The following is an 18,874-nucleotide window of genomic DNA, read 5'->3' on the forward strand; positions in this document are numbered from 1 at the left end:
ATTTGGCAACACTCGATACGGTGGTGCTTCTGGCATATGTCAAAGGCCCACCGATTATCGGCCATCGGGGTGATAACGAGAAGGGGCGGTGGGAAGGTTACGGTGCTTGTGTGGTGAACGACGAGGTGGACACGGTGGGTACGGCGGTGCTGCTGGCGGCGGCGCCGGCGGGGCGGGGACGAGCGGTGGACGCGGCCTCCGTGCTGCCCGCGTTGGCGGCGGTGCCGCCGAGCGCGCTGACCGGCACGCCGGTGGCGACGGTCGTCGAACTGGCCGACCCGCTGGACCCGCAGACCGTACTGACACGCCTGCGGGCCGCCGCGGCGACGCCGGGGCCGCTGGCCGTCTACCTCGCGGGGCAGCTCCAACTGGACCGGCGCCAGCACCTGCCGCACCTGGCGCTCGCGCGCAGCACGCCGACGACGCTGCGGTACACGGGGCTGCCGTGGCACTGGCTGGCGGCGGAACTCGCGGCGCGGCGGCCGGGGACGACCACGGTGGTGGCCGACCTGGTCGTCGACCCGGAGCTCTGGCAACGCCTGCGCACCGCCCCCGGCTTGCTCTCCCTGGGCCCGGGCCCGCACCTCTACGGCAGGGTCGCCCCGGCCCCGCGCCGCGGTGACCCCGCGACCCCGGAGTACCTCCGCCACTTCGCCACGATCTGGCGCACCGGTGCGCGCCCGCCGCTGCCCCACCTCCACGCGGAGGCGGCGGCCCAGCGGGCCGGGTCCGAGGCGCTGCTTCTGACCCCGACGCCCGGCGCCGCCGCGCCGGGTGGGCTGCCCCTGCCGGGGAACGGGCCGGCGCCTTCTCCCGCCGGGAGAGCCGAGCCGGTCACGGTCGGTGCCCCGCACGGGGCGCCCGCGCCCGCCGTGGCGCCGGCTTCGTACGGGGCTTCCGCCCCGGTCGCCGTCCCGGCTCCACAGAGTGCCCTCGGTCCGGTTCCGGAGTCTGCCCCACCCGGAGCAACCGTGCCCGGCCCCGTCCCTGTGCCCGGCCTTCGCGGGGCGCCCGCGCCCTTTGCCGCGCCTGCTCCCGACGCGGCACCCGTGCCGGTCCCAGCCGCCACTGCCATCGGAGCGTCGGCCCCTGTGCCAGGCCTTCGCCAGGCCTCCGCGCCGGTTACGAGGTACGACGCGGCACCCGTACCGGTGTCCGCTCCCTACAGGGCAGCCGTGCCCGGCCCGATCGGGACGACGGCTGCCGCTCCGGCTGTCGGGGCTCCCACCCGATCCGGGAATCCCCCTGCCCCGCCGATGCCCTCGCCCGCCCCCGTCGGCGTGCCCGATCCGCATCCCGCCATCCTGGCCGCCGCCCAGGCCGGGCGGCACGGGGAGGCCGTGGCCGTGGCCGTCGCGTGGGAGCAGGAGGCCCTGCGACGGTACGGGCCTCGCTCGCAGCAGGCCGTGCACTGGATGGAGGTGCGGGCCGATCTCGCGCGACTCGCCGGGGAGCCCGCCCGCAGCTGCGAGTTGTGGATCGCGGCCGCCCAGGCCCGGCTCGGGCTGAGCCAGGAGCCCGGGGAGCCCGATGTCGAGGGAGCCGTCGACCGGGCGCACCACCAGTGGGAGCAGATCGAGGACCCCGCCCGCGCCCGAGAGCTGGGGCCCGCCCTCGTCGCGCTGCGGGAACGCGTCCCGGGCCGCAAGGCCGGCGCCCTGGCCGCCGTGCAGCGCCGGATGCGCCCCTGAGGCACCGGGCCGGGCAGAGCTGAGATGATCGTACGTATGAACACCTCCGCCGCCCCGCCCGCCGACGTCGCCCTCGCCACCGAGCGACTGCTGCTGCGGCCGGTGCAGGCGCGCGACGTGCCGGCCGTCACCCGGTTGTGGACCGACCCCGACGTCCGCTTCCACCTCGGAGGTCCCGTCATCGACCAGGTCGTACGGATCCGGCAGCGGCGGATCGTCGGAGCGCCCGGCGTCCACGCGGTCGTCCGGGCCTCCGACGGGACACTGCTCGGCCTCGTGACAGTGGAACCGGAGTCGCGGGACGGGGAGACGGAGGTCTCGTACCAGTTCCTGCCCGAGCACTGGGGGCAGGGATACGCGCGCGAGGCCGTCGCCGCCGCCGTCGACCGGGCGCTGGAGAGCACACAGAGCGTGGTCGCGGTGACGCAGGAGGCGAACGACCGGTCGCGGCGGCTCCTGGAGGCCATCGGGATGGTCCACGCGGCTTCCTTCGTGGAGTTCGAGGCCCCCCAGGTGCTCTACCGCCGGACGGCGTGACCGGTCAGGTGACCTTCTCGCCCGACGCCAGCTTGGTCATCATCCGATCGAGCCGCTCGCCCCGGTTCTTCGGCGTGCGCGCCTGCCACAGCCGCAGGATCACCATGTACTGATCGGTCTTCCCGAGCTGCTCGTAGAAGGTCCGGGCCTTCTCGTCGGCCGCCAGCGCCGCCGCCAGGTCGTCGGGCACGGTCGCCTCCGCCTGCGAGGGGTACGCGGACTCCCACCGCCCGTCCGCCTGCGCCGCCCGCACCTCCGCGAGCCCCGGCTCGCGCATCCGGCCCGCGGCCACCAGCGCATCGACCTTGCGGACGTTCACCAGAGACCAGAGGCTGCGCGCCCGGCGCGGGGTGTACTTCTGGAAGTAGTACGCCCCGTCCCCGCCCTTGCGCTGCCCGTCGATCCAGCCGAAGCAGAGCATGCAGTCGAGCACCTCCGGAATCGTCAGCGACTCGCCCCCCTTGCCCTTCTTGGCGATTCTCAGCCATACCCCGGGGGTGTCGGCATGGTGCTGTTCCAGCCAGGACTCCAGCTCCTCGGTCTTCGTGACGGTCTTGAGCTCGAGCCCCTCGTACTGCTCCATGGGACCAGTCCCCCTCTGTTGGTCTGTCGTCGCGGAATCCGCTCGTGACCAAGATATTCGGGCCACCGACGACGTGGTCGGATACCGGCCGAACGCCGGCACCCGACCGGGAGGGGACCGCGCACCCGGCGCGAGGGGACCCGTCAGAACCGGGCGTGTGTGGTGATGTCCGACTCGAACTGGGTGATCATCTCCGGCGTCACCGTCGGACGGCACTGACCGATCGCCTGCAGATAGTCCGCCGTACTCGCTCCCGGTATCCGCTCGTCGGCCGCCGTCCGTCCGCCGACGGAGACCAGATCCCGCTCGAAGGAGTTCTGTGCCGCGATCCGGGCGGCATGCTCGATGTCGGCGGGCGTGAACAGGTCGCTCGCCAGCACCAGTTCGTCGATGTCCACGTCCGGCCGGCCCTCGGTGTAGCGCGCCCAGATCGCGGCCCGGGCCGCCTTGTCCGGTGTACCGATCGGGATGAGGTAGTCGAAACGGCCGGGGCGCAGGAAGGCGGGGTCGAGGGAGCGGATCGAGTTCGTCGCGCAGACCAGCAGCCGCTCGTCGCGCTCGCGGAAACCCGGGATCAGCTTGAGCAGTTCGTTCGTGACACCGTGCATCCCGCCGGGCTGCGCCGGTTCCTGACGGACCGGGGCGATCTCCTCGACCTCGTCGATGAAGACCAGGACCCGCTCCAGCTCCGCGATCCGGGCGAACGCCGAACGCAGCGCCGCCGCCAGATTGCCCTCGTCCGCCAGCCGGGAGGGCAGGATCTCCACGAAGGGCCAGCCGAGCCGGGAGGCGATTCCGCGGGCGAACGTCGTCTTACCGGTGCCCGGAGGGCCGAACAGGCCCACGGCGCGCGGCGGTCGCACACCGTGCCGCGCCGCGCGCTCCGGCTCGGCGAGCGGCAGCACGACCCGTCGTTCGATCAGATCCTTCTCGCGCTCCATGCCGGCGACCTTCGCCCACAGATCCCCGGGCAGCAGCCGGCCGCCGAGGTCGTCGAGGAGGTTGGCGGCGGGCCCGTGCAGCGGCTCGACCTTCTCGAAGTAGGCGACGGCCGGCTGGCGGGTGTAGCCCGCGTTGAGAAGTCCCTCGCCGAGCAGGTCCTCCTCGGGCAGCACGTACGCGATCCGGCCGACCCGCGCCGCGACCAGACGTCGCTCCAGCTCGACCAGGAGCGCGCTGGCGAGGCCGCGGCCCCGCCAGGCCGAGGCGATCGCGATCCGCATCACCCAGGCCCGCTCGCCGGCCACACAGGCGAGCGCCGCCCCGATGGGCACGCCCTGGTGGACGGCGACGACCGCCGGCTGGCGGGAGGTCAGAGCGCCGATGCACTCGGCCAGGGAGAAGACGGATTCCTGGCCGAGCTCGGCCGTGGTGTCGATCAGGTGGACCACTGCGGCGAGATCGCTCTCGCGGTAGTCGTGGATGAGCCAGTTCATCGGTACCGCCCCTCGTTCGTTCCATTGCGCGCCGCTGCGGCGAGGCTAGGGGCGGGGGAGGAGGCGGGTCGTGCTCCACGGTGCACAAGGCGCGAGCGGTAAATGCTACGAACCGTCACTGGGCGTCCGGCGCCGGGAATGCGCGAAGCCCCCGGAAGGGAGCCTTCCGGGGGCTTCGGGCGGTACTGCTTAGTACGCGGCGACGGCCTTCGGGTTCGGGCCGTACGCGTTGTCGGTCGCGGCACCCTCGGTCGCGTAGAACACGATCAGGATGATCGGGCCGACCAGCGGGATGATGCCGATCAGGATCCACCAGCCGGAGCGGCCGGTGTCGTGCAGGCGACGGATGGTCACACCGAGCGTCGGCAGGAAGACGGCCAGCGCGTAGATACCGGTCAGCAGCGGCTGGGTGGTGAGCACGGCGTCGAGGATCGCGACGATGATGTACGCGATGATGTTGAACAGGAAGAACATCCAGTATTCCTGGCGGCGCGCACGGCCGTTGAATACCGCGTACTTCTTGAGAACGTCGAGGTACCAGTTCACTTTGTCCCCCCAAGGACTGGGAATGCGAGCGGGAGCCTGTCCCTGTGGAGCAAGCTTACGCAGAACTTATGTGGCCGAAACGCCGTCGGTCAATTCGTTACCTGCCGTGGGGCGTTGGGGGGTGATGTGTCTGGTTTGCCCAGTGGGACGACAACGGCGCCGCATCCTGATGCAGAGGATGGGACGCCGTTTAGGGAGGGGATCAGAACTTCATCCCGTTTTTCTCGTCTTGCTCATGAGCAGTCCGCCCGCCGTGAGCGCGAAGAGGCAGACGCATGCGCCGGTGATGACGTTGCTCACGATCGCGCCGGTGTCTGCGTTCCGTGCGACCACCCAGGGGGAGATGATCAGCCAGACGCCACCTACCAGGGCGACGAAGTTGAGGTCCTGTGACCGCTCCGGCGCCATCGACATACAGAGCCCGAGGCCGGCGAGAGCGATGCCGACGATCAGGTTGCTGAGGGCGAGGTCCGGGTGGAGCGCCGCGAAGTGGACCGTGTAAGCGGACACGGCGGCCCAGATGCCGGCCAGGATGACCAGTTCCTCGACCGCGGCGACACCACGGGTCTGGAGCATTCGGGAGTAGCGGTCACGCATTTCCGGTGCATCCGGGTGGCCCCTGATATCACCAGGACGGTGAGAGACGTCAGACATACGACTCGCCTCCTTCTGGCGTCTTGCACGTCCGACCGTGCTTGCGGCGTGATGCCGCGGTTTCATTGTGCTCTTATCTGGCCTTTATGTGTAGATCTGTCCGATAAGGGATCCGTACAGAAATCACGTGACGGATTAGCGGGGAACCGCCAAAGAAGGTGACTGTTCAATGAATGTCCGGTGAAAGGCCAAGCGTCGGCATGGATCGATATGCACCGTCCCTCCCCGGACCGGGTTCCGTTCCGCCGAGGGACGTATGCGGGGCGAATCCGTACACGGGGAGGTCCGTGGACCCGGGTCACCGCCGCGGGCCCCGTCCCGCGGCGGTTCCGCGCCCGCGGCAACAGGACGTCGGGCGCGGGCCCTTCGGCGTAACCTGGAAGAGGACTCGGGGGCTGGCACGTCACACCGCCGGGAGGCGGACGAACATGACCGGAATCGCGTCCCGGAGCTTCGACTCCGCAGATGAGACCCGTCCCTTCGAGGGCGGTAAGGGCAGGCTCGACCTGGTCAACACGGACCGCGGCCCGGTGGGCCGGGCCGTCTTCGAGCCGGGCTGGCAGTGGTCCAAGCACATCAAGCCCATCGCCGGCACCGACAGCTGTCAGGCGGACCACGTCGGCTACGTCGTCAGCGGCCGGATGAAGATCGTCATGGACGACGGCGAATCGCTCGAGGTGGGCCCCGGCGACTTCTTCACTGTCGCACCCGGGCACGACGCCTGGGTACTCGGTGACGAGCCCTGCGTGGCGCTGGACTGGGTCGGCTTCGGCAACTACGCCCAACCCGCCTGAAGAAGGCCGCGGTCGAGTCCGGCCGACGTCTCGTGAGGAAGGCCGTGCCGACGATCGCGGGAAGACGCCGGGACCGTCGCCGGTGGGTGCCGGCACGATGACCCGATGAACGAAGATCGCCGCACCCAGCCGCCCCGTACCGCCGACGAGCGCTCCACGCTCACCGCGATGCTCCAATTCCAGCGCGACACCCTGGAGATGAAGTGCGCGGGTCTGACGGTCGAGCAGCTCAAGCGGCGCGCGATCGCCCCCTCGGGACTCTCGCTCGTCGGCCTGGTGCGCCACGCTGCCGAGGTGGAACGCGGCTGGTTCCGCAACGTCGTCAACGGTGAGCGGAGTCGGAGCCCTTGGACCCCGTCCGGCTCGACGGACTGGGCGGACTTCGACGTCGACGGCCTCGACGAGGCCGGGGTCGCCGAGGCGTTCGCGGTGTGGCGCGACGAGTGTGCCCGGGCCCGCGCCGTCGTGGACGCGGCGGACTCCCTCGACGACCGCGGACACCAGGGCGAGGAGGCGTACTCCCTGCGCTATGTCCTGGCCCACATGATCGAGGAGTACGCCCGTCACAACGGCCACGCGGACCTGCTCCGCGAGCGCATCGACGGGGTCACCGGCGAGTAGCGCGGGCACGCGACCGGCACCGTGAATGCCCTGATCCACAGGCCGGTTGGCCTGTTATGGTCCCCCGTATGCCCGAACTGGTCACCCCCACCCCAGGTCTTCAGGCCTCCTGGCTCGAAGCGCACGCCGAGTGGAACCCCGGAGCCCATCAGGACGGTGCCGGAATGAGGCTGGCGGAGGGGGACGCCCTCGCCGATCCCGATGTCTTCGCCGCCTGGGTGGGGAGACTGCGGGCGCAGGCCGATCCGACGCGCCCGCTCGCGGAGGGCTGGGTCCATGCCACGCACTGGTGGATCGTCGAGGACGGCGGCTACGCGGGCGCGATCGATCTTCGCCACGACCTGAACGACCTGCTGCTCCGTGCCGGCGGGCACATCGGCTACAGCATCCGGCCCTCCGCGCGCCGCCGCGGCCTCGCCACCTGGGCGCTGGGCGCGGTCCTCCCCGAGGCCCGCGCCCTCGGCCTCGACCGGGTCCTCGTGACCTGCGACGAGGGCAACATCGCCTCGGCGCGCACCATCGAGCGCAACGGTGGCCTCCTGGAGGACGTCCGCGAGACGGAGCTCGGCCGCAAGCGGCGCTACTGGATCGCCCTGTGAGTACGCCGGACGAGGCCGTTTCGGCCGCCGAGATCGCCGAGGCCGTCGCGTCGGAACTCCGGCTCATGGAGCCCTCGGTGCGTACGTCCCGTGTGCTCGCACGGGAACTGCTCGACCCCGACTTCGTCGAGGTCGGCGCCTCCGGCCGCCGCTGGACGTACGAGCAGATGCTCGCCGCTCTGCCCGATCTGCCCGGCGGCACGGATGACGGCCCGCGCTACGAACCCTCGGCGATGACCGGCACGCTGCTCGCCCCCGGCCTGGTCCACCTGACCTACGAAACGGTCATCGACGGCCTGCGCGCCCGCCGCAGCTCTCTCTGGCGCCGGGCCGGCGACGGCTCGGGCTGGCGGATGTACTACCACCAGGCGACACCGGTCCCGCCGGAGGCGGAGCGGCGCGGGTGACAGCTCCCGGAGGCGCCGGGGCGGCCGCCCCAGCTGCCCAGGCCACCCACGACAGCCACCCCGGGGGCGCCCAGGCCGCCCGCCGCAGCTCTCCAGGTCGCCCGCACCACCCGCGAGCCGCCCTGGGGTGACCGGGCTGCCCCCGACCGCCGGCTGGGGGGCGCCCACAGGCCGCCGGTCACGGTCGTCCCGGGGGCGACAGACCGCCCGCCACGGTCGTCCGGGAGTGACGGGCCTGCGCGCCGCAATCGCCTCGGGGTGCCCCGAGACCGCCCGTCACAACCGCCCCGGAGCGACAGGCACGCCCGCCGCAATCGCCTTGGGGCGACCAGGCCCGCGCGCCGCAGTCGCCCCGGGGTGCCCCGCGATCGCCCGCCGCAGCCGCCCTGGAGCGATAGGCCCGCCCACCCAGTCGCCCCGGCCCCCGGGGTCAGCCGAACGCGTCGGTGACGCAGTCCCGTGCGCAGGCGGCGCGTTCGTACTGGAGGCGGAGGGCCGCCGCCGCTTGCTCGCGGGGGACCTCGGTGTGGCCGAAGTGCTCCACCGTCAGACGCATCACGTCCTCGACGGTGACGATGATCGGCTCGCCGTGGCCCGCCGCGTCGCGTGCGGAGGCGATCGCCATGCCCGCCGCGCGCAGCAGGACACGGAAGTCCGCGCGCTCGGCGGCGGCCCGTGCGCGAGCAGGACGCAGCGGGCGTACCGCCCGGCCCTTCCGGAGGGCGCCCGTCGCCATCAGCGCCGCCCCGCCGGCCACCACCAGGATCCCGACCACCGTCGACGCGTCCACACCGCCACCCCCTGCCGCCACGCCGTCCCTCACCGGTACTACCCGTGCCCGGGAGGGCGACACCATGGACGGATCGTCAGGACGTGTGTTCCGTACCGGAGTCACCGCGCCGCCGCTCGGTGGCACCGATGGGTGACACGTGATGGTGACACGTGTTACCTTCCTGTCGTCCTCGTCGACGCGCTCGCGTCACGTGATCCCTCAGGAGCCCCCATGACGCCCACCGCCGCGCCCCTCGTGACCACCACCCGAGGTCCTGTCCGAGGCGAGCGGCGGGCCGACGGCAGCGTCCGCTTCCTCGGCATCCCGTATGCGCAGCCGCCCGTCGGCGACCTCCGCTTCGCCGCGCCCGTGCCGCCGGAGCCCTGGACCGAGCCCCTCGACGCCACCGCGTACGGGCCGACCGCCCAGCGGCGCCCCTTCGCCGAGGTCACCACCATCCCCGAGCCCTCCGTCCCCGGCGCCGGAGTGCTCAACCTCAATGTCTTCACCCCCGGGCCCGACCCCGCGGCGGGCCTGCCCGTCCTGGTCTGGATCCACGGCGGCGGTTATGTCGCCGGATCCGCGGCCAGCCCCTGGTACGACGGCTCGGCCTTCAACCGCGACGGCGTCGTCCTGGTCTCCCTCGGCTACCGGCTCGGCATCGAGGGCTTCCTGCACCTCGACGACGCGCCCGACAACCGTGGCGTCCTGGACTGGATCGCCGCCCTGGAGTGGGTTCGCGACAACATCGCCCGCTTCGGCGGCGACCCGGCCAAGGTCACCGTCGCCGGCCAGTCGGCAGGCGGGGGCGCCGTGCAGACCCTGCTCGCCGTCCCCGCCGCCCGCGACCTGTTCCGCGGCGCGCTCTCCGTCTCCGGGGCGGTCATGCGTCCGGACGGACCCGAGGTCGCCCGCGCCGCCGCCCGCCTCTTCACCGCCCGCACCGGCGTCCCCGCCACCGCCGCCGCCCTGCGCGACCTGAGCGACGACGCGCTGCTCGATCTCCAGGACCGGTTGGGCGAGCCCGGACCCGACCGCGAGGGGCTGCCCCCGATGCTGGCGCTCGCGCCCTTCGCGGACGGCAAACTGATCCCGGAACCGGTCCTCGACGCGCTGACAGACGGCGACGCGGGCGCCGACGTCCCGCTGATGCTCGGCTTCACGTCGCACGAGTTCAACGCCATCCCCGCCCCGGGACCCGACGGCCCGCCCATGCCCGCACTCCTCGGCGTCGTCGGCCTGGCGCCGGACCGGGTGGAGTCCTTCACCACCGCCTACGCCGCGGACGACCCCGAGCGCCTCTTCGGACAGGCGCTGACCGACGCCACCTTCCGCGCACCGTCCCTGGCCGTGGCCGACGCCCGCGCGCGTCGCGAACGGCCCACTTGGCTCTACGAGTTCGTCTGGAAGTCGCCGGTCAACTCGATGGCCTTCCACTGCCTCGACCTGCCGTACGCCTTCGACCTCCTGGACGCCGAGGGCGTCACCGCGGCCGCGGGCGACGCACCGCCGCGCGCCCTCGCCGACGCGATGCACCGCGCCTGGGTCTCCTTCGTACGGGACCAGGACCCGGGGGAGTCCTGGCCGCGCTACACGGCCGGTGACCGCGCCATGATGCTCTGGGACACCGAGCCGCGCGTGGAGCGGGACCCGCTGCGCAGGGTCCGCGAGATCTGGCTCGCCTGACGGCGGGCGCCGGCTCACGGCTACGGGTCCCCGCCGAGCGCCTCGACGATCGCCTTCGAGAAGCGCTCGGCGTCGGCGGGCCTGCGTGAGGTGATCAGGCGGAACCCGCCGGACGTGTCGACCACGACCTCGCGGTCCACCCAGGTCCCGCCCGCGTTCACCAGATCCGTACGGATCGAGGGGTACGAGGTCACTTCCTTGCCCGGGACGAGCCCGCACTCGACGAGCAGCCACGGGCCGTGGCAGATCGCGGCCACGGTCTTCCCGGTCTTGGCGAACGCCGACAGCAGCCGTTGGGCCGCCGGGTCGACCCGCAGACGGTCGGCGTTGACGGTGCCGCCCGGCACGACCACCGCGTCGAACCCGTCCGCCGACAGCTCGCCGTACGTCGCATCGGGCCGTACGACGTCACCAGGTCGCCGGTCCGACACCAGGGTGTGGACGGGCTCGGCCTTCCGGGCGGCCACGGTGACCCGGGCGCCCGCCTCGCGCAGGGCCGCCACCGGCTTCTTCAGTTCGTCCTGCTCCGTGCCGTAGTTCGTCGTGAGGACGAGGACGCGTTTTCCGTCGAGGGACACGGCAGCCTCCTGCCCGTGGACCGCGCACCGGCCCACACTCCCGCGAGTCTCCGCGCACCGCACCGCTAAACGAGGACGCTAGACCGGGACGCTCCGGTAGTGGGTGGTGATCCGGCCCTCCTCGTCCAGGACGTGGAACGCGAGCGACGGCGCCATCTCGTCCCGGTACACATGGACGCCGGTACGGCCTTGCGACTCCCAGGGCAGCTTCGACGTCGAGATCACGCCCGGCGCGACGAGCAGCGGGAGCCCCGCGAAGGTGGTGGCGGCCGCCGTGTGCGCGTGCCCGCACAGGAAGGCGACGATGCCGGACCGGCGCTCGGCCAGTTCGGCGAGCCGATGCTCCCCGAACTGACGGATGCCGTCCACGAAAGGGATGTGCAGCGCGGTCGGCGGGTGATGGAACCCGACGAGGACGGGTACGTCCTGCGGGGTCCCGTCCAGGACGGACTCCAGCCAGGCGAGCGTCTCCTCCTCCAGGAACCCCTCGTCCTTCCCCGGCACCGACGAGTCGCCGAGCGCAAGCACGAACCCCGCCCCGCGCAGCACCTGGTTCACCGGCGAGCCGGCCCGCGTCACGGGCGCGCCGAGGAGCACGCGGCGGAACTCGTCCCGCACGTCGTGGTTGCCCGGACAGACGAGCAGCGGATGCCGGGTCCGCAGCAACTCCCGTACACGGAGGTACTCCGACTCCAGACCGTGGTCGGCGATGTCACCGGTCACCACGACCGCGTCGAGGTCGATGTCGAGCGATTCCAGATAGGCCATCACGGACCTGGTGCGCTCCGCGCTGCGCGGCGAGCTGTCGATGTGGATGTCGCTGAGATGCGCGATCACGATCACGGCGGTGAGCCCCTCTCCGGCGCGAAGCCCCGAGAGCCGCGTACGGCCTTCGCGTCCCTGTCGACCACGGGACGGCCTCCGCGTCCCGCCGCGAAACTACTGCGACCCGCCCGGCCCCGCACGGGCCACCTCGGCACAAGTGGCCCGGGACCGAGCCGAATCCGGCGCATAGCATCGGGCGACAGCCGCCGCCCGCGCCGCCCGCAACCGCGGGCACCACGTCAGAGAACGGACATCGCCGATGCTGAAGGACTTCGCCGACCTCTCCACGCCCCTGATCGCCGACGCCTGCGTCCGGCTCGGTGAACCCCTGCGCGCGGCTCCCGCCGGAATCGCTCCCGTCGTGCCGGGGCAGCGGCTCGCCGGACGCGTCCTGCCCGCCCGGCACTACGGAAGCGTCGACGTCTTCCTGGAAGCCTTCGGCGAGGCCGAGCCCGGGGACGTGCTCGTCGTCGACAACGCGGGCCGCCGCGACGAGGCGTGCGTCGGAGACCTCGCGGTCCTGGAGGCCGAGGCGGCCGGCGTCGCCGGTCTCGTCGTCTGGGGGCTGCACCGTGACACGCCCGACCTCGTCGAGATCGGGCTGCCCGTCTTCTCCTACGGCCGCCACGCACCCGGCCCCGTCCGCGTGGACGCCCGGGAGCCGGAAGCGCTGCGCACCGCACGGTGCGGCGAGCACCTGGTGAGCGCCGCCGACATCGTCTTCGGCGACGACGACGGCGTGCTGTTCGTGGCCGCGGACCGGGTCGACGCCGTCCTCGAGACCGCCCACGGCATCCTCCGCACCGAGCGCGACCAGGCGCGCAGGATCAGGGCCGGTGAGACGCTGCGCGCGCAGACGCGGTTCGCGGAGTTCCTCGCGCTGCGGGACGCGGACCCGTCGTACACCTTCCGGCGGCATCTGCGCCGGATCGGCGGCGCCATCGAGGAGTAGCGCCGTGCCGTGGGTCAGCCGGCGCGGAAGCCGACCGTGCCGTCCGGGAGCAGCGCCTCCACCGTCGCACCGTGCTCGACCGTCCGGCTCACCGTGCAGAACTTCTCGTGTGTCAGCCGCACCCCTCGGGCGAAGACCTCCGCCGCCTTGGGGTTGTTGTCCGGCAGCTCGAATTCGTAACTGACCCTGATCCGGCCCAGCCGGCCGTCGTCCTCCGGCCCCGACACCGACTCGACCACGATCCGCAGATCGTCGTGGTCCACGGCGCGGGCCGTCCTGTCCACCACCATGCCGCCGCAGCCTCCCATGGCCGCGAGCAGCAGCTCGACCGGGGTGAACGAGGGTTGCGCGTCCGCGTCGTCGGCCGCGCCGATCCGCACCTCCGCGCCCCGGTCGTTGCGGGCGATCCAGGTGCGATAGCCGGTGCGGACGGTCTCGATGCGGTAGTCGGCCATGGTGTCGTGGACTCCTCGGTGTGCGTTACGTGGCGATCGACGGCCCACGCAACCCCACGGGGCACGGCCCGCCAAGCGGGCGCGCCGGGACACGCCGGGGGTCAGGAAGCGGTCCGCGTCCCGGCAAGGACGAGGGCGCCCCACGCGTCGGCCATCGCCCCCCAGACTGTACGGAGTTCAGGCTCCGCCGCGCGTACCGCGGTCACTGCGGCCTCCGGATCGGCACCGGCCGACCGGGCCTCGGCACCTTCGGCGAGGGCCCACTCGGCCAGTGAGTCGGCGAGCACCTCGGGATGGAACTGCACACCCCAGGCCACCGATCCGACCCGGAACGCCTGGATCGGACAGTCGTCCCCGGTGAGCAACGGCACCGCTCCCGGCGGCAGTCGCACCACCTCGTCCCAATGCCACTGCGCCGCCGCCGCGCCCTCGGGGACCGCGCCGAGAACGGGGTCCGCGTCGGCCGCGGGCAACCGGCGCAGGAGGACGGCGCCGATCTCCGGGCCCTGGGGACGCGGGGCGACGGCGCCGCCGAAGGTGTGGGCGAGGATCTGGCCGCCGAGGCAGATGCCGAGCACCGGGATCTCCTCGGCCGACGCCGCCCGCAGCATCTCGCGTACCCGTGGCAGCCACGGCATGGCCGCGACGTCCTCGCAGCCGGCGGCGCCGCCGAGGACGACGAGGCCCGCGTGCCCGTGCGGCGAATCGGGCAGCCGGTCGCCGAGCCAAGGGTGCACGACGTCGAGGTGGAGGCCGGCCCGCCGGAGGCGGTCGCCCACGAGGCCGGGGCCCGTGCCGTCCTCGTGCTGGATCACGAGCACGGACGGTGCCGCGCCGGGTATGGGGGTCACAGTCGTCGCGCCTCCGCTGTCCGTGCTCGATCGCCAGGGTGGTTCCCCCGGAGGGCCGCCGACAACCCCGGACTGAGTATGTGCGTACGGCCGGACTGAGTACGTCGGCCGATGCCGGGGACCTGCCTCCGCTGGTCGAATGCGGTCATGACCTCGGACGACCGGCGCAACCGCCGTATGCAGCACGTCACCACCACCGGCTCGGCGCTGGCCGTGGCGCTGCTTCCGCTGGCCGTCGGCATGTTGCTGGCGCGGAGCGTGGGCGCCGACCCGATGACCTCGGTGAACGCGCTGATCACGAGTGGCGGCCAGCGCGCCCGGCTCTCACGCAGTCAGCTTCGCGCGGTGCGACCGACACGGGAGGGCCGCGGCATCCGGGTGGGCGTACGTGCGTCCATGGGCCGGGCCGCGTCGGAGGAGTGCGACGCGTCCGGCGACCGGCGGGTGCCGACGGGCCTGGCCGTCCGGGTCGGCGGGCTCGCGCACGTGGGCCGGAAGCTCGCACTGCCGTCGCTGCCCGCCCTGCGGGGACGGTGAAGCTTGTCCCAACATACGGTCAACTCTCGTATCGCACCCGCGTGTTGGCGTTCGGCTGCGTAGCCTTGGTGCTCGGGAGTCGGCTGCGCGGGGGTGGGGCTTGTGACTGCTGGATCCGGGTCGGTACGCCGGGGGAGGTGGCCGCTGGGCGGCCGCTCCACGCTGTGGCTGCTGCTCATCGCGATGGTCCTGGCCGCGGCTCCGGCCGCCGCCGTGACGACGGGCCCGTCCGCCGTCCCGCGCACGACTGCCGGGCACGCCGCCGCGCCGCCCGCCCGCGCCCCGGACTGCGATCCACGGCGAGCGAGTCCTCGGCCCTCACGCGTGGACGGCCCGGCCGTGCGGCGCATCCGCGAGCGCGGCCACCTTGTCGCGGGGGTGGACCTGAACAGCTACCTCTGGGGTTCACGGGACGCGCAGACCCGTGAACCGGTCGGCTTCGACATCGACCTCGTCCGGGCGATCGCCCGTGACATCCTCGGCCCGAAGGCCACGGTCCGCTTCGTCAGCATGCCGCCGAGCCAGCGGATCTCCCGGCTCCAGGCCCGCCAGGTCGACGTCGTCGTCCGCACGATGAGCATCACCTGCGAGCGGCTGGCCGAAATCGCGTTCTCCAGCGTCTACTTCGAGACCGGCCATCAACTCCTCGTCCCCGAAGGCTCCGAGATCGACGGCTTCGACGCGAAGCTGCGCGGCCGGCGCGTCTGCCTCAGCAAGGGAAGCTCGGCCGCCGACCTGCTGCGCGGCTCGAGGACCGGCGCCGTCGCCGTGGAGACCGCGAGCCATCTGGACTGCCTCGTCGAACTCCAGCAGGGGAACGTCGACGCCATCCTCACCCACGCGACGCTCGCCGCCGGGCTCGTCGCCCAGGACCCCAACCTCCAGCTGGTCGGCCCGCGTCTGGACACCTCCCTGTACGGGGTGGCCATGAACAAGAACGACCAGGATCTGGTGCGCCGGGTCAACGCGGTGCTGGAGGACTACCGCAGGGGCGGTGCCGACAGCGCCTGGATGGCCTCGTACAACCGCTGGCTCGCACCGTCCCTGGGCGCCCACCCCCAGGGCCCGCCGGCGGCCGCCTACGCCCCGGGGTCCTAGGGCGTAGGCCGCCACGCGGGCAATGTCAGCCCTGGAACGACGCGGGGCGCTCGGGCGAGGCGTCGGCGAGGGCCTTGGTGACCGCCGCGACTCCGTCCCGCAGGCCGTAGACGGGAGTGTCGGGCTGCTGGCGCCAGGACTCGTCGATGCCGCCCGCGTCGACGGTGTCGAAGCCCAGCTCGTCGATCAGGGCCCGGACCGTCTTCTTGGCGGCCTCGTCGTCGCCCGCGACCGGCAGCGCGATGCGCTCCGGGTCGCCGGCCGGGAGGGGCTTGTCCAGGATGTCCTGGGCGTAGGTGCCGTTGAACGCCTTGATCACCGGGTGGCCGATGTGCCGCTCGGTCCAGCGGCTCTCGGTCAGGCCGTCGTCCTCGATGGCCGCGATCCGGCCGTCGCGCTGCTGCGGGTAGTAGTTGCCGGTGTCGATCACGGCGAAGCCCTCCGCCGCGCCGTCGAAGAGACCCGAGGGCAGGTCCGGCACCGCCTTCAGCGGCACGGTCACCACGACGATCTCCGCGCCGCGCGCCGCCTCGCCGACGGTCACCGGCTTCGCGCCGGTCTCCTCCGCGAGCGCGCTGAGCGTCTCCGGGCCGCGGGAGTTGGCCACGGAGACGTCGTGGCCGAGGGCCGTGAGGCGGCGGGTGAGGTTGCCGCCGATGTTGCCTGCGCCGATGATGCCGATCTTCATGGAGCTTCCTTCCGAGCGGGGTGCGGCCGCGTGCCACGTGGGCTCACAACCGTCGGTCCCGGGCGCGCTATTCCCCGCTTCCGCCCGCCGTGTCGTGAGGGCTTGGCGCGCCCGGAGTGAAACCTGTGCCGTTCCGGGCCGCACAGGGCGCCGTGTGCGCGATGATCCGTCGGACTTCGTGGTTCGTAGAGAGGGCAGCCGATGACAGCGCGCGACGATGCGCAGCAGCACCCGAGGGAAGAGTCCGCGCCGAGCGGTCCGGACCGGCGCCGCTTCCTCGGCTACGTCCTCGCGGCGCCGACGCTGACCGTCGCCGCACAGCTCGGTGAGGCGGTCCTCGCGCCCGCCCCGGCGGCTGCCGCGGCTCCCGCCCTGGTGCCGTCCCTGCCGGGGCCCTCCGAGATCTACGACCTCAACGACATGCTCACCCATGCCGCCCTGCCCACCGCGAATCTGATCACCGTCAGGATCGACCCGGACGGCACCGCCTCCTTCGCCCTGCCCAGGGCCGAGGTCGGCCAGGGCATCACCACCTCCTCCGCGATGCTGCTCGCCGAGGAGCTCGACCTGCCGCTGGAGAAGGTGCGGATCACCCTCGCCGACGCCCGCCCCGAGCTGCTGTTCAACCAGCTCACCGGCGGTTCCAACACCACCGTCTCCACCTTCGCGCCCATCCGCGTGGCCGCCGCCGTCGCCCGGGGCCGGCTGCTCCATGCCGCCGCCCTGGAGCTCGGGGAGCTGGTGGGCTCGCTGACCGCGCGGGCCGGGGCGATCGTCTCCTCGACGACCGGCCGGAGCCTCACCTACGGCGAACTCGCGGTGAAGGCGGCCGCCGTCACCGACACCGCGGTCGGCGTCGCGCTCAAGAAGCCGTCCGAGTTCAAGGTCATCGGCACCGCGCAGCGGCGCATCGACGCCCTGGAGGCCGTGACGGGGCGCAAGAAGTTCGCCATGGACGTCCAGGTGCCCGACGCGCTGCCCACGATGGTCTGCCGGCCGCCCACGATCAACGGCACGGTCCGCTCGGTGGAGAACCTGGACGAGGTCCGGTCCATGCCCGGCGTCACCGACGTCGTACGGATCTCCACCGGCGTCGCCGTCCGCGGCCGCACCTTCGGCCAGTGCATCGACGCCGTCCGCGCCCTGAAGGTCACCTGGGGCCCCGGCACCGCCGAGGGCACCTCGGACGCGACCGTCCTGAAGAAGCTCCGAGCCGCCGAACTACCCCTTGTCGTACCGCCGTTGCCACTCCTGACCAAGGCCGTCGACGCCCGCTTCACCTTCCACTTCGCCAGCAACAGCGCCCTGGAGACCAACTGCGCGATCGCCGACGTGCGGGCGGACTCGGCGGAGATCTGGGCGAGCCTGAAGTCGCCGATCGTCGCCCAGGAGCAGATCGCCCTGCGGCTCGGTCTCCCGGTCACCGCGGTCAAGGTCCATGTCACCGAAGGTGGCGGATCGTTCGGACGCAAGCTCTTCCACGACGCCGCCGGCGAGGCCGCGGAGATCTCCCGGGCCATGGGAAGGCCCGTGAAGCTGATGTGGCACCGGACGGACGACTTCCGCCAGGGCCGTACGCATCCCATGTCGACCTCCCGGGTGCGGGCCACGTACAGCCTCGGCGAGGTGCTGACGTACGAGCAGCGCCACACCTCCGTCGCCACGGACTTCGGCCACGGTCTCGGTGAGATCATCACCTCCGCGGCGGCCCGACTGCCCGTCGGCGACCTCACCTTCTCCGAGACGATCTTCCAGCTGACCCAGCAGAGCCCGTACCACTTCGGGGTCACCACACAGCTGCTGAGCGAGACGGACAAGGGCTTCAACACGGGCTCCATGCGCAACATCTACTCGCCCAACGTCCGGTGCGCCCAGGAGCTGGTCGTGGACGAGCTGGCCCGCCGGACGGGCAAGGACGCCTACGAGTTCCGGCGCCGTCACCTCAAGGAGGAGCGCGCGCGGGCCGTTCTGGACAAGGTCGCGGAGGTGGGGGACTGGGGGCGCTCCCTTCCCGCCGGTGTGGCCCAGGGGATCGCGATCCATCCCGAGTACCACTCCTTCGTCGCCGTCCTCGCCGAGATCGACTGCCGGCCCGAGACCACCGGACGGAAGATCGAGGACGCGTACACGGGTCCCCGTGTCACCAAGGTCGTCTGCGCCGTCGACGTCGGCCTCGCGGTCAACCCGCGCGGCCTCCAGGCCCAGATGATGGGCGGCATCATCGACGGCATCGCCGTGACCCTCACCTCGGGACTGCACCTCGACAACGGGCGTTTCCAGGAGGGGAGTTGGGACAACTACTTCTACACCCGGCAGTGGAACACCCCGCCCGAGCTGGAGATCGTGGTGATGCCGCCGACCTCGGACCGGCCGGGCGGAGCGGGCGAGCTGGCCGTCGCGGGGGCCATGGCCGCCGTCGCCTGCGCGTACGGCAGGGCCACCGGCACCATGCCGACTGCCTTCCCGGTCAACCACGCCGAGCCGCTCGGATTCGAGCCGCTGCCCACCACCCCGCCGATCCCCGCCTCGCCGGTCGACGGCCTCGACCGCGCCTTCTAGGAGCA

At 72.5% G+C, this 18,874-nt stretch carries 21 protein-coding genes; 11 read left to right on the top strand and 10 right to left on the bottom strand.

The genetic code is table 11. The features are described 5' to 3' along the window. Window positions 1-110: 110 nt before the first annotated feature. The gene (locus ACFQ7Q_RS00950; RefSeq protein ID WP_383547933.1) at window positions 111-1,691 is read left to right on the top strand and encodes a hypothetical protein; all 1,581 of its coding nucleotides are present in this window, start codon (window positions 111-113) and stop codon (window positions 1,689-1,691) included. Between the two features lie 36 nt (window positions 1,692-1,727). Next, the gene (locus ACFQ7Q_RS00955) at window positions 1,728-2,228 is read left to right on the top strand and encodes a GNAT family N-acetyltransferase (protein ID WP_383547936.1); all 501 of its coding nucleotides are present in this window, start codon (window positions 1,728-1,730) and stop codon (window positions 2,226-2,228) included. A gap of 4 nt (window positions 2,229-2,232) precedes the next feature. Here the strand turns inward: ACFQ7Q_RS00955 and ACFQ7Q_RS00960 are convergent, their stop codons facing one another. The 4 genes from ACFQ7Q_RS00960 to ACFQ7Q_RS00975 form a co-directional block, all read right to left on the bottom strand. Further along, complete coding sequence (locus ACFQ7Q_RS00960; RefSeq protein WP_383547938.1) at window positions 2,233-2,811, bottom strand: YdeI family protein; 579 nt, start codon at window positions 2,809-2,811, stop codon at window positions 2,233-2,235. Between the two features lie 143 nt (window positions 2,812-2,954). Then, complete coding sequence (locus tag ACFQ7Q_RS00965; RefSeq protein ID WP_383547940.1) at window positions 2,955-4,247, bottom strand: ATP-binding protein; 1,293 nt, start codon at window positions 4,245-4,247, stop codon at window positions 2,955-2,957. 189 nt (window positions 4,248-4,436) lie between these two features. Next, window positions 4,437-4,793, bottom strand: coding sequence for a DUF805 domain-containing protein (locus ACFQ7Q_RS00970; protein ID WP_383547943.1), 357 nt, complete (start codon window positions 4,791-4,793; stop codon window positions 4,437-4,439). 210 nt (window positions 4,794-5,003) lie between these two features. Further along, window positions 5,004-5,390 (bottom strand): SPW repeat protein, encoded by a 387-nt coding sequence (locus tag ACFQ7Q_RS00975; RefSeq protein ID WP_383547945.1) that lies wholly within the window; start codon window positions 5,388-5,390, stop codon window positions 5,004-5,006. A 485-nt stretch (window positions 5,391-5,875) separates the two neighbouring features. Between ACFQ7Q_RS00975 and ACFQ7Q_RS00980 the strand changes: the two genes are divergently transcribed. The 4 genes from ACFQ7Q_RS00980 to ACFQ7Q_RS00995 all read left to right on the top strand — a co-directional run bounded on the left by ACFQ7Q_RS00980 (window position 5,876) and on the right by ACFQ7Q_RS00995 (window position 7,868). Continuing rightward, window positions 5,876-6,241: a cupin domain-containing protein gene (locus ACFQ7Q_RS00980; RefSeq protein WP_383547948.1), complete on the top strand. Its 366-nt coding sequence runs from the start codon at window positions 5,876-5,878 to the stop codon at window positions 6,239-6,241. 105 nt (window positions 6,242-6,346) lie between these two features. Next, on the top strand, window positions 6,347-6,862 hold the full coding sequence (locus tag ACFQ7Q_RS00985; RefSeq protein WP_383547951.1) for a DinB family protein: 516 nt from the start codon (window positions 6,347-6,349) through the stop codon (window positions 6,860-6,862). Window positions 6,863-6,930: 68 nt separating this feature from the next. Next, entirely contained in the window at window positions 6,931-7,461 is a 531-nt protein-coding gene (locus ACFQ7Q_RS00990) for a GNAT family N-acetyltransferase (protein WP_383547952.1), read from the top strand. Between the two features lie 65 nt (window positions 7,462-7,526). After that, the gene (locus tag ACFQ7Q_RS00995) at window positions 7,527-7,868 is read left to right on the top strand and encodes a DUF4440 domain-containing protein (RefSeq protein WP_383548308.1); all 342 of its coding nucleotides are present in this window, start codon (window positions 7,527-7,529) and stop codon (window positions 7,866-7,868) included. 430 nt (window positions 7,869-8,298) lie between these two features. Here the strand turns inward: ACFQ7Q_RS00995 and ACFQ7Q_RS01000 are convergent, their stop codons facing one another. Beyond that, on the bottom strand, window positions 8,299-8,658 hold the full coding sequence (locus tag ACFQ7Q_RS01000) for a hypothetical protein (RefSeq protein WP_383547955.1): 360 nt from the start codon (window positions 8,656-8,658) through the stop codon (window positions 8,299-8,301). Window positions 8,659-8,871: 213 nt separating this feature from the next. Here ACFQ7Q_RS01000 and ACFQ7Q_RS01005 point away from each other — a divergent pair, with 213 nt between their 5' ends. Beyond that, window positions 8,872-10,326: a carboxylesterase/lipase family protein gene (locus tag ACFQ7Q_RS01005; RefSeq protein ID WP_383547958.1), complete on the top strand. Its 1,455-nt coding sequence runs from the start codon at window positions 8,872-8,874 to the stop codon at window positions 10,324-10,326. 20 nt (window positions 10,327-10,346) lie between these two features. Here ACFQ7Q_RS01005 and ACFQ7Q_RS01010 read toward each other — a convergent pair whose 3' ends face one another. Beyond that, window positions 10,347-10,904: a DJ-1/PfpI/YhbO family deglycase/protease gene (locus ACFQ7Q_RS01010; RefSeq protein WP_383547960.1), complete on the bottom strand. Its 558-nt coding sequence runs from the start codon at window positions 10,902-10,904 to the stop codon at window positions 10,347-10,349. 78 nt (window positions 10,905-10,982) lie between these two features. Next, window positions 10,983-11,747 (bottom strand): metallophosphoesterase, encoded by a 765-nt coding sequence (locus ACFQ7Q_RS01015; RefSeq protein WP_383547963.1) that lies wholly within the window; start codon window positions 11,745-11,747, stop codon window positions 10,983-10,985. A 241-nt stretch (window positions 11,748-11,988) separates the two neighbouring features. Here ACFQ7Q_RS01015 and ACFQ7Q_RS01020 point away from each other — a divergent pair, with 241 nt between their 5' ends. Beyond that, the gene (locus tag ACFQ7Q_RS01020; protein WP_383547965.1) at window positions 11,989-12,681 is read left to right on the top strand and encodes an RraA family protein; all 693 of its coding nucleotides are present in this window, start codon (window positions 11,989-11,991) and stop codon (window positions 12,679-12,681) included. A 14-nt stretch (window positions 12,682-12,695) separates the two neighbouring features. Here the strand turns inward: ACFQ7Q_RS01020 and ACFQ7Q_RS01025 are convergent, their stop codons facing one another. Together ACFQ7Q_RS01025 and ACFQ7Q_RS01030 are read right to left on the bottom strand one after the other, a co-directional pair. After that, window positions 12,696-13,136, bottom strand: coding sequence for an OsmC family protein (locus tag ACFQ7Q_RS01025; protein WP_383547968.1), 441 nt, complete (start codon window positions 13,134-13,136; stop codon window positions 12,696-12,698). A gap of 101 nt (window positions 13,137-13,237) precedes the next feature. After that, entirely contained in the window at window positions 13,238-13,987 is a 750-nt protein-coding gene (locus tag ACFQ7Q_RS01030) for a type 1 glutamine amidotransferase (protein WP_383547971.1), read from the bottom strand. 147 nt (window positions 13,988-14,134) lie between these two features. Between ACFQ7Q_RS01030 and ACFQ7Q_RS01035 the strand changes: the two genes are divergently transcribed. Then, complete coding sequence (locus ACFQ7Q_RS01035; RefSeq protein ID WP_383547975.1) at window positions 14,135-14,524, top strand: hypothetical protein; 390 nt, start codon at window positions 14,135-14,137, stop codon at window positions 14,522-14,524. A gap of 102 nt (window positions 14,525-14,626) precedes the next feature. Next, a complete protein-coding gene (locus ACFQ7Q_RS01040; RefSeq protein WP_383547977.1) occupies window positions 14,627-15,622 on the top strand; it encodes a glutamate ABC transporter substrate-binding protein in 996 nt (331 codons plus the stop codon). Between the two features lie 25 nt (window positions 15,623-15,647). Here the strand turns inward: ACFQ7Q_RS01040 and ACFQ7Q_RS01045 are convergent, their stop codons facing one another. Next, window positions 15,648-16,541: an NADPH-dependent F420 reductase gene (locus ACFQ7Q_RS01045; protein WP_383547980.1), complete on the bottom strand. Its 894-nt coding sequence runs from the start codon at window positions 16,539-16,541 to the stop codon at window positions 15,648-15,650. Here ACFQ7Q_RS01045 and ACFQ7Q_RS01050 point away from each other — a divergent pair. Continuing rightward, complete coding sequence (locus ACFQ7Q_RS01050; protein ID WP_383547983.1) at window positions 16,512-18,869, top strand: molybdopterin cofactor-binding domain-containing protein; 2,358 nt, start codon at window positions 16,512-16,514, stop codon at window positions 18,867-18,869. The two genes, ACFQ7Q_RS01045 and ACFQ7Q_RS01050, sit on opposite strands and share 30 nt — an antisense overlap. Window positions 18,870-18,874 lie beyond the last annotated feature (5 nt).

The organism is Streptomyces sp. NPDC056527 (genome assembly GCF_042794475.1).
GTDB lineage: Bacteria > Actinomycetota > Actinomycetes > Streptomycetales > Streptomycetaceae > Streptomyces.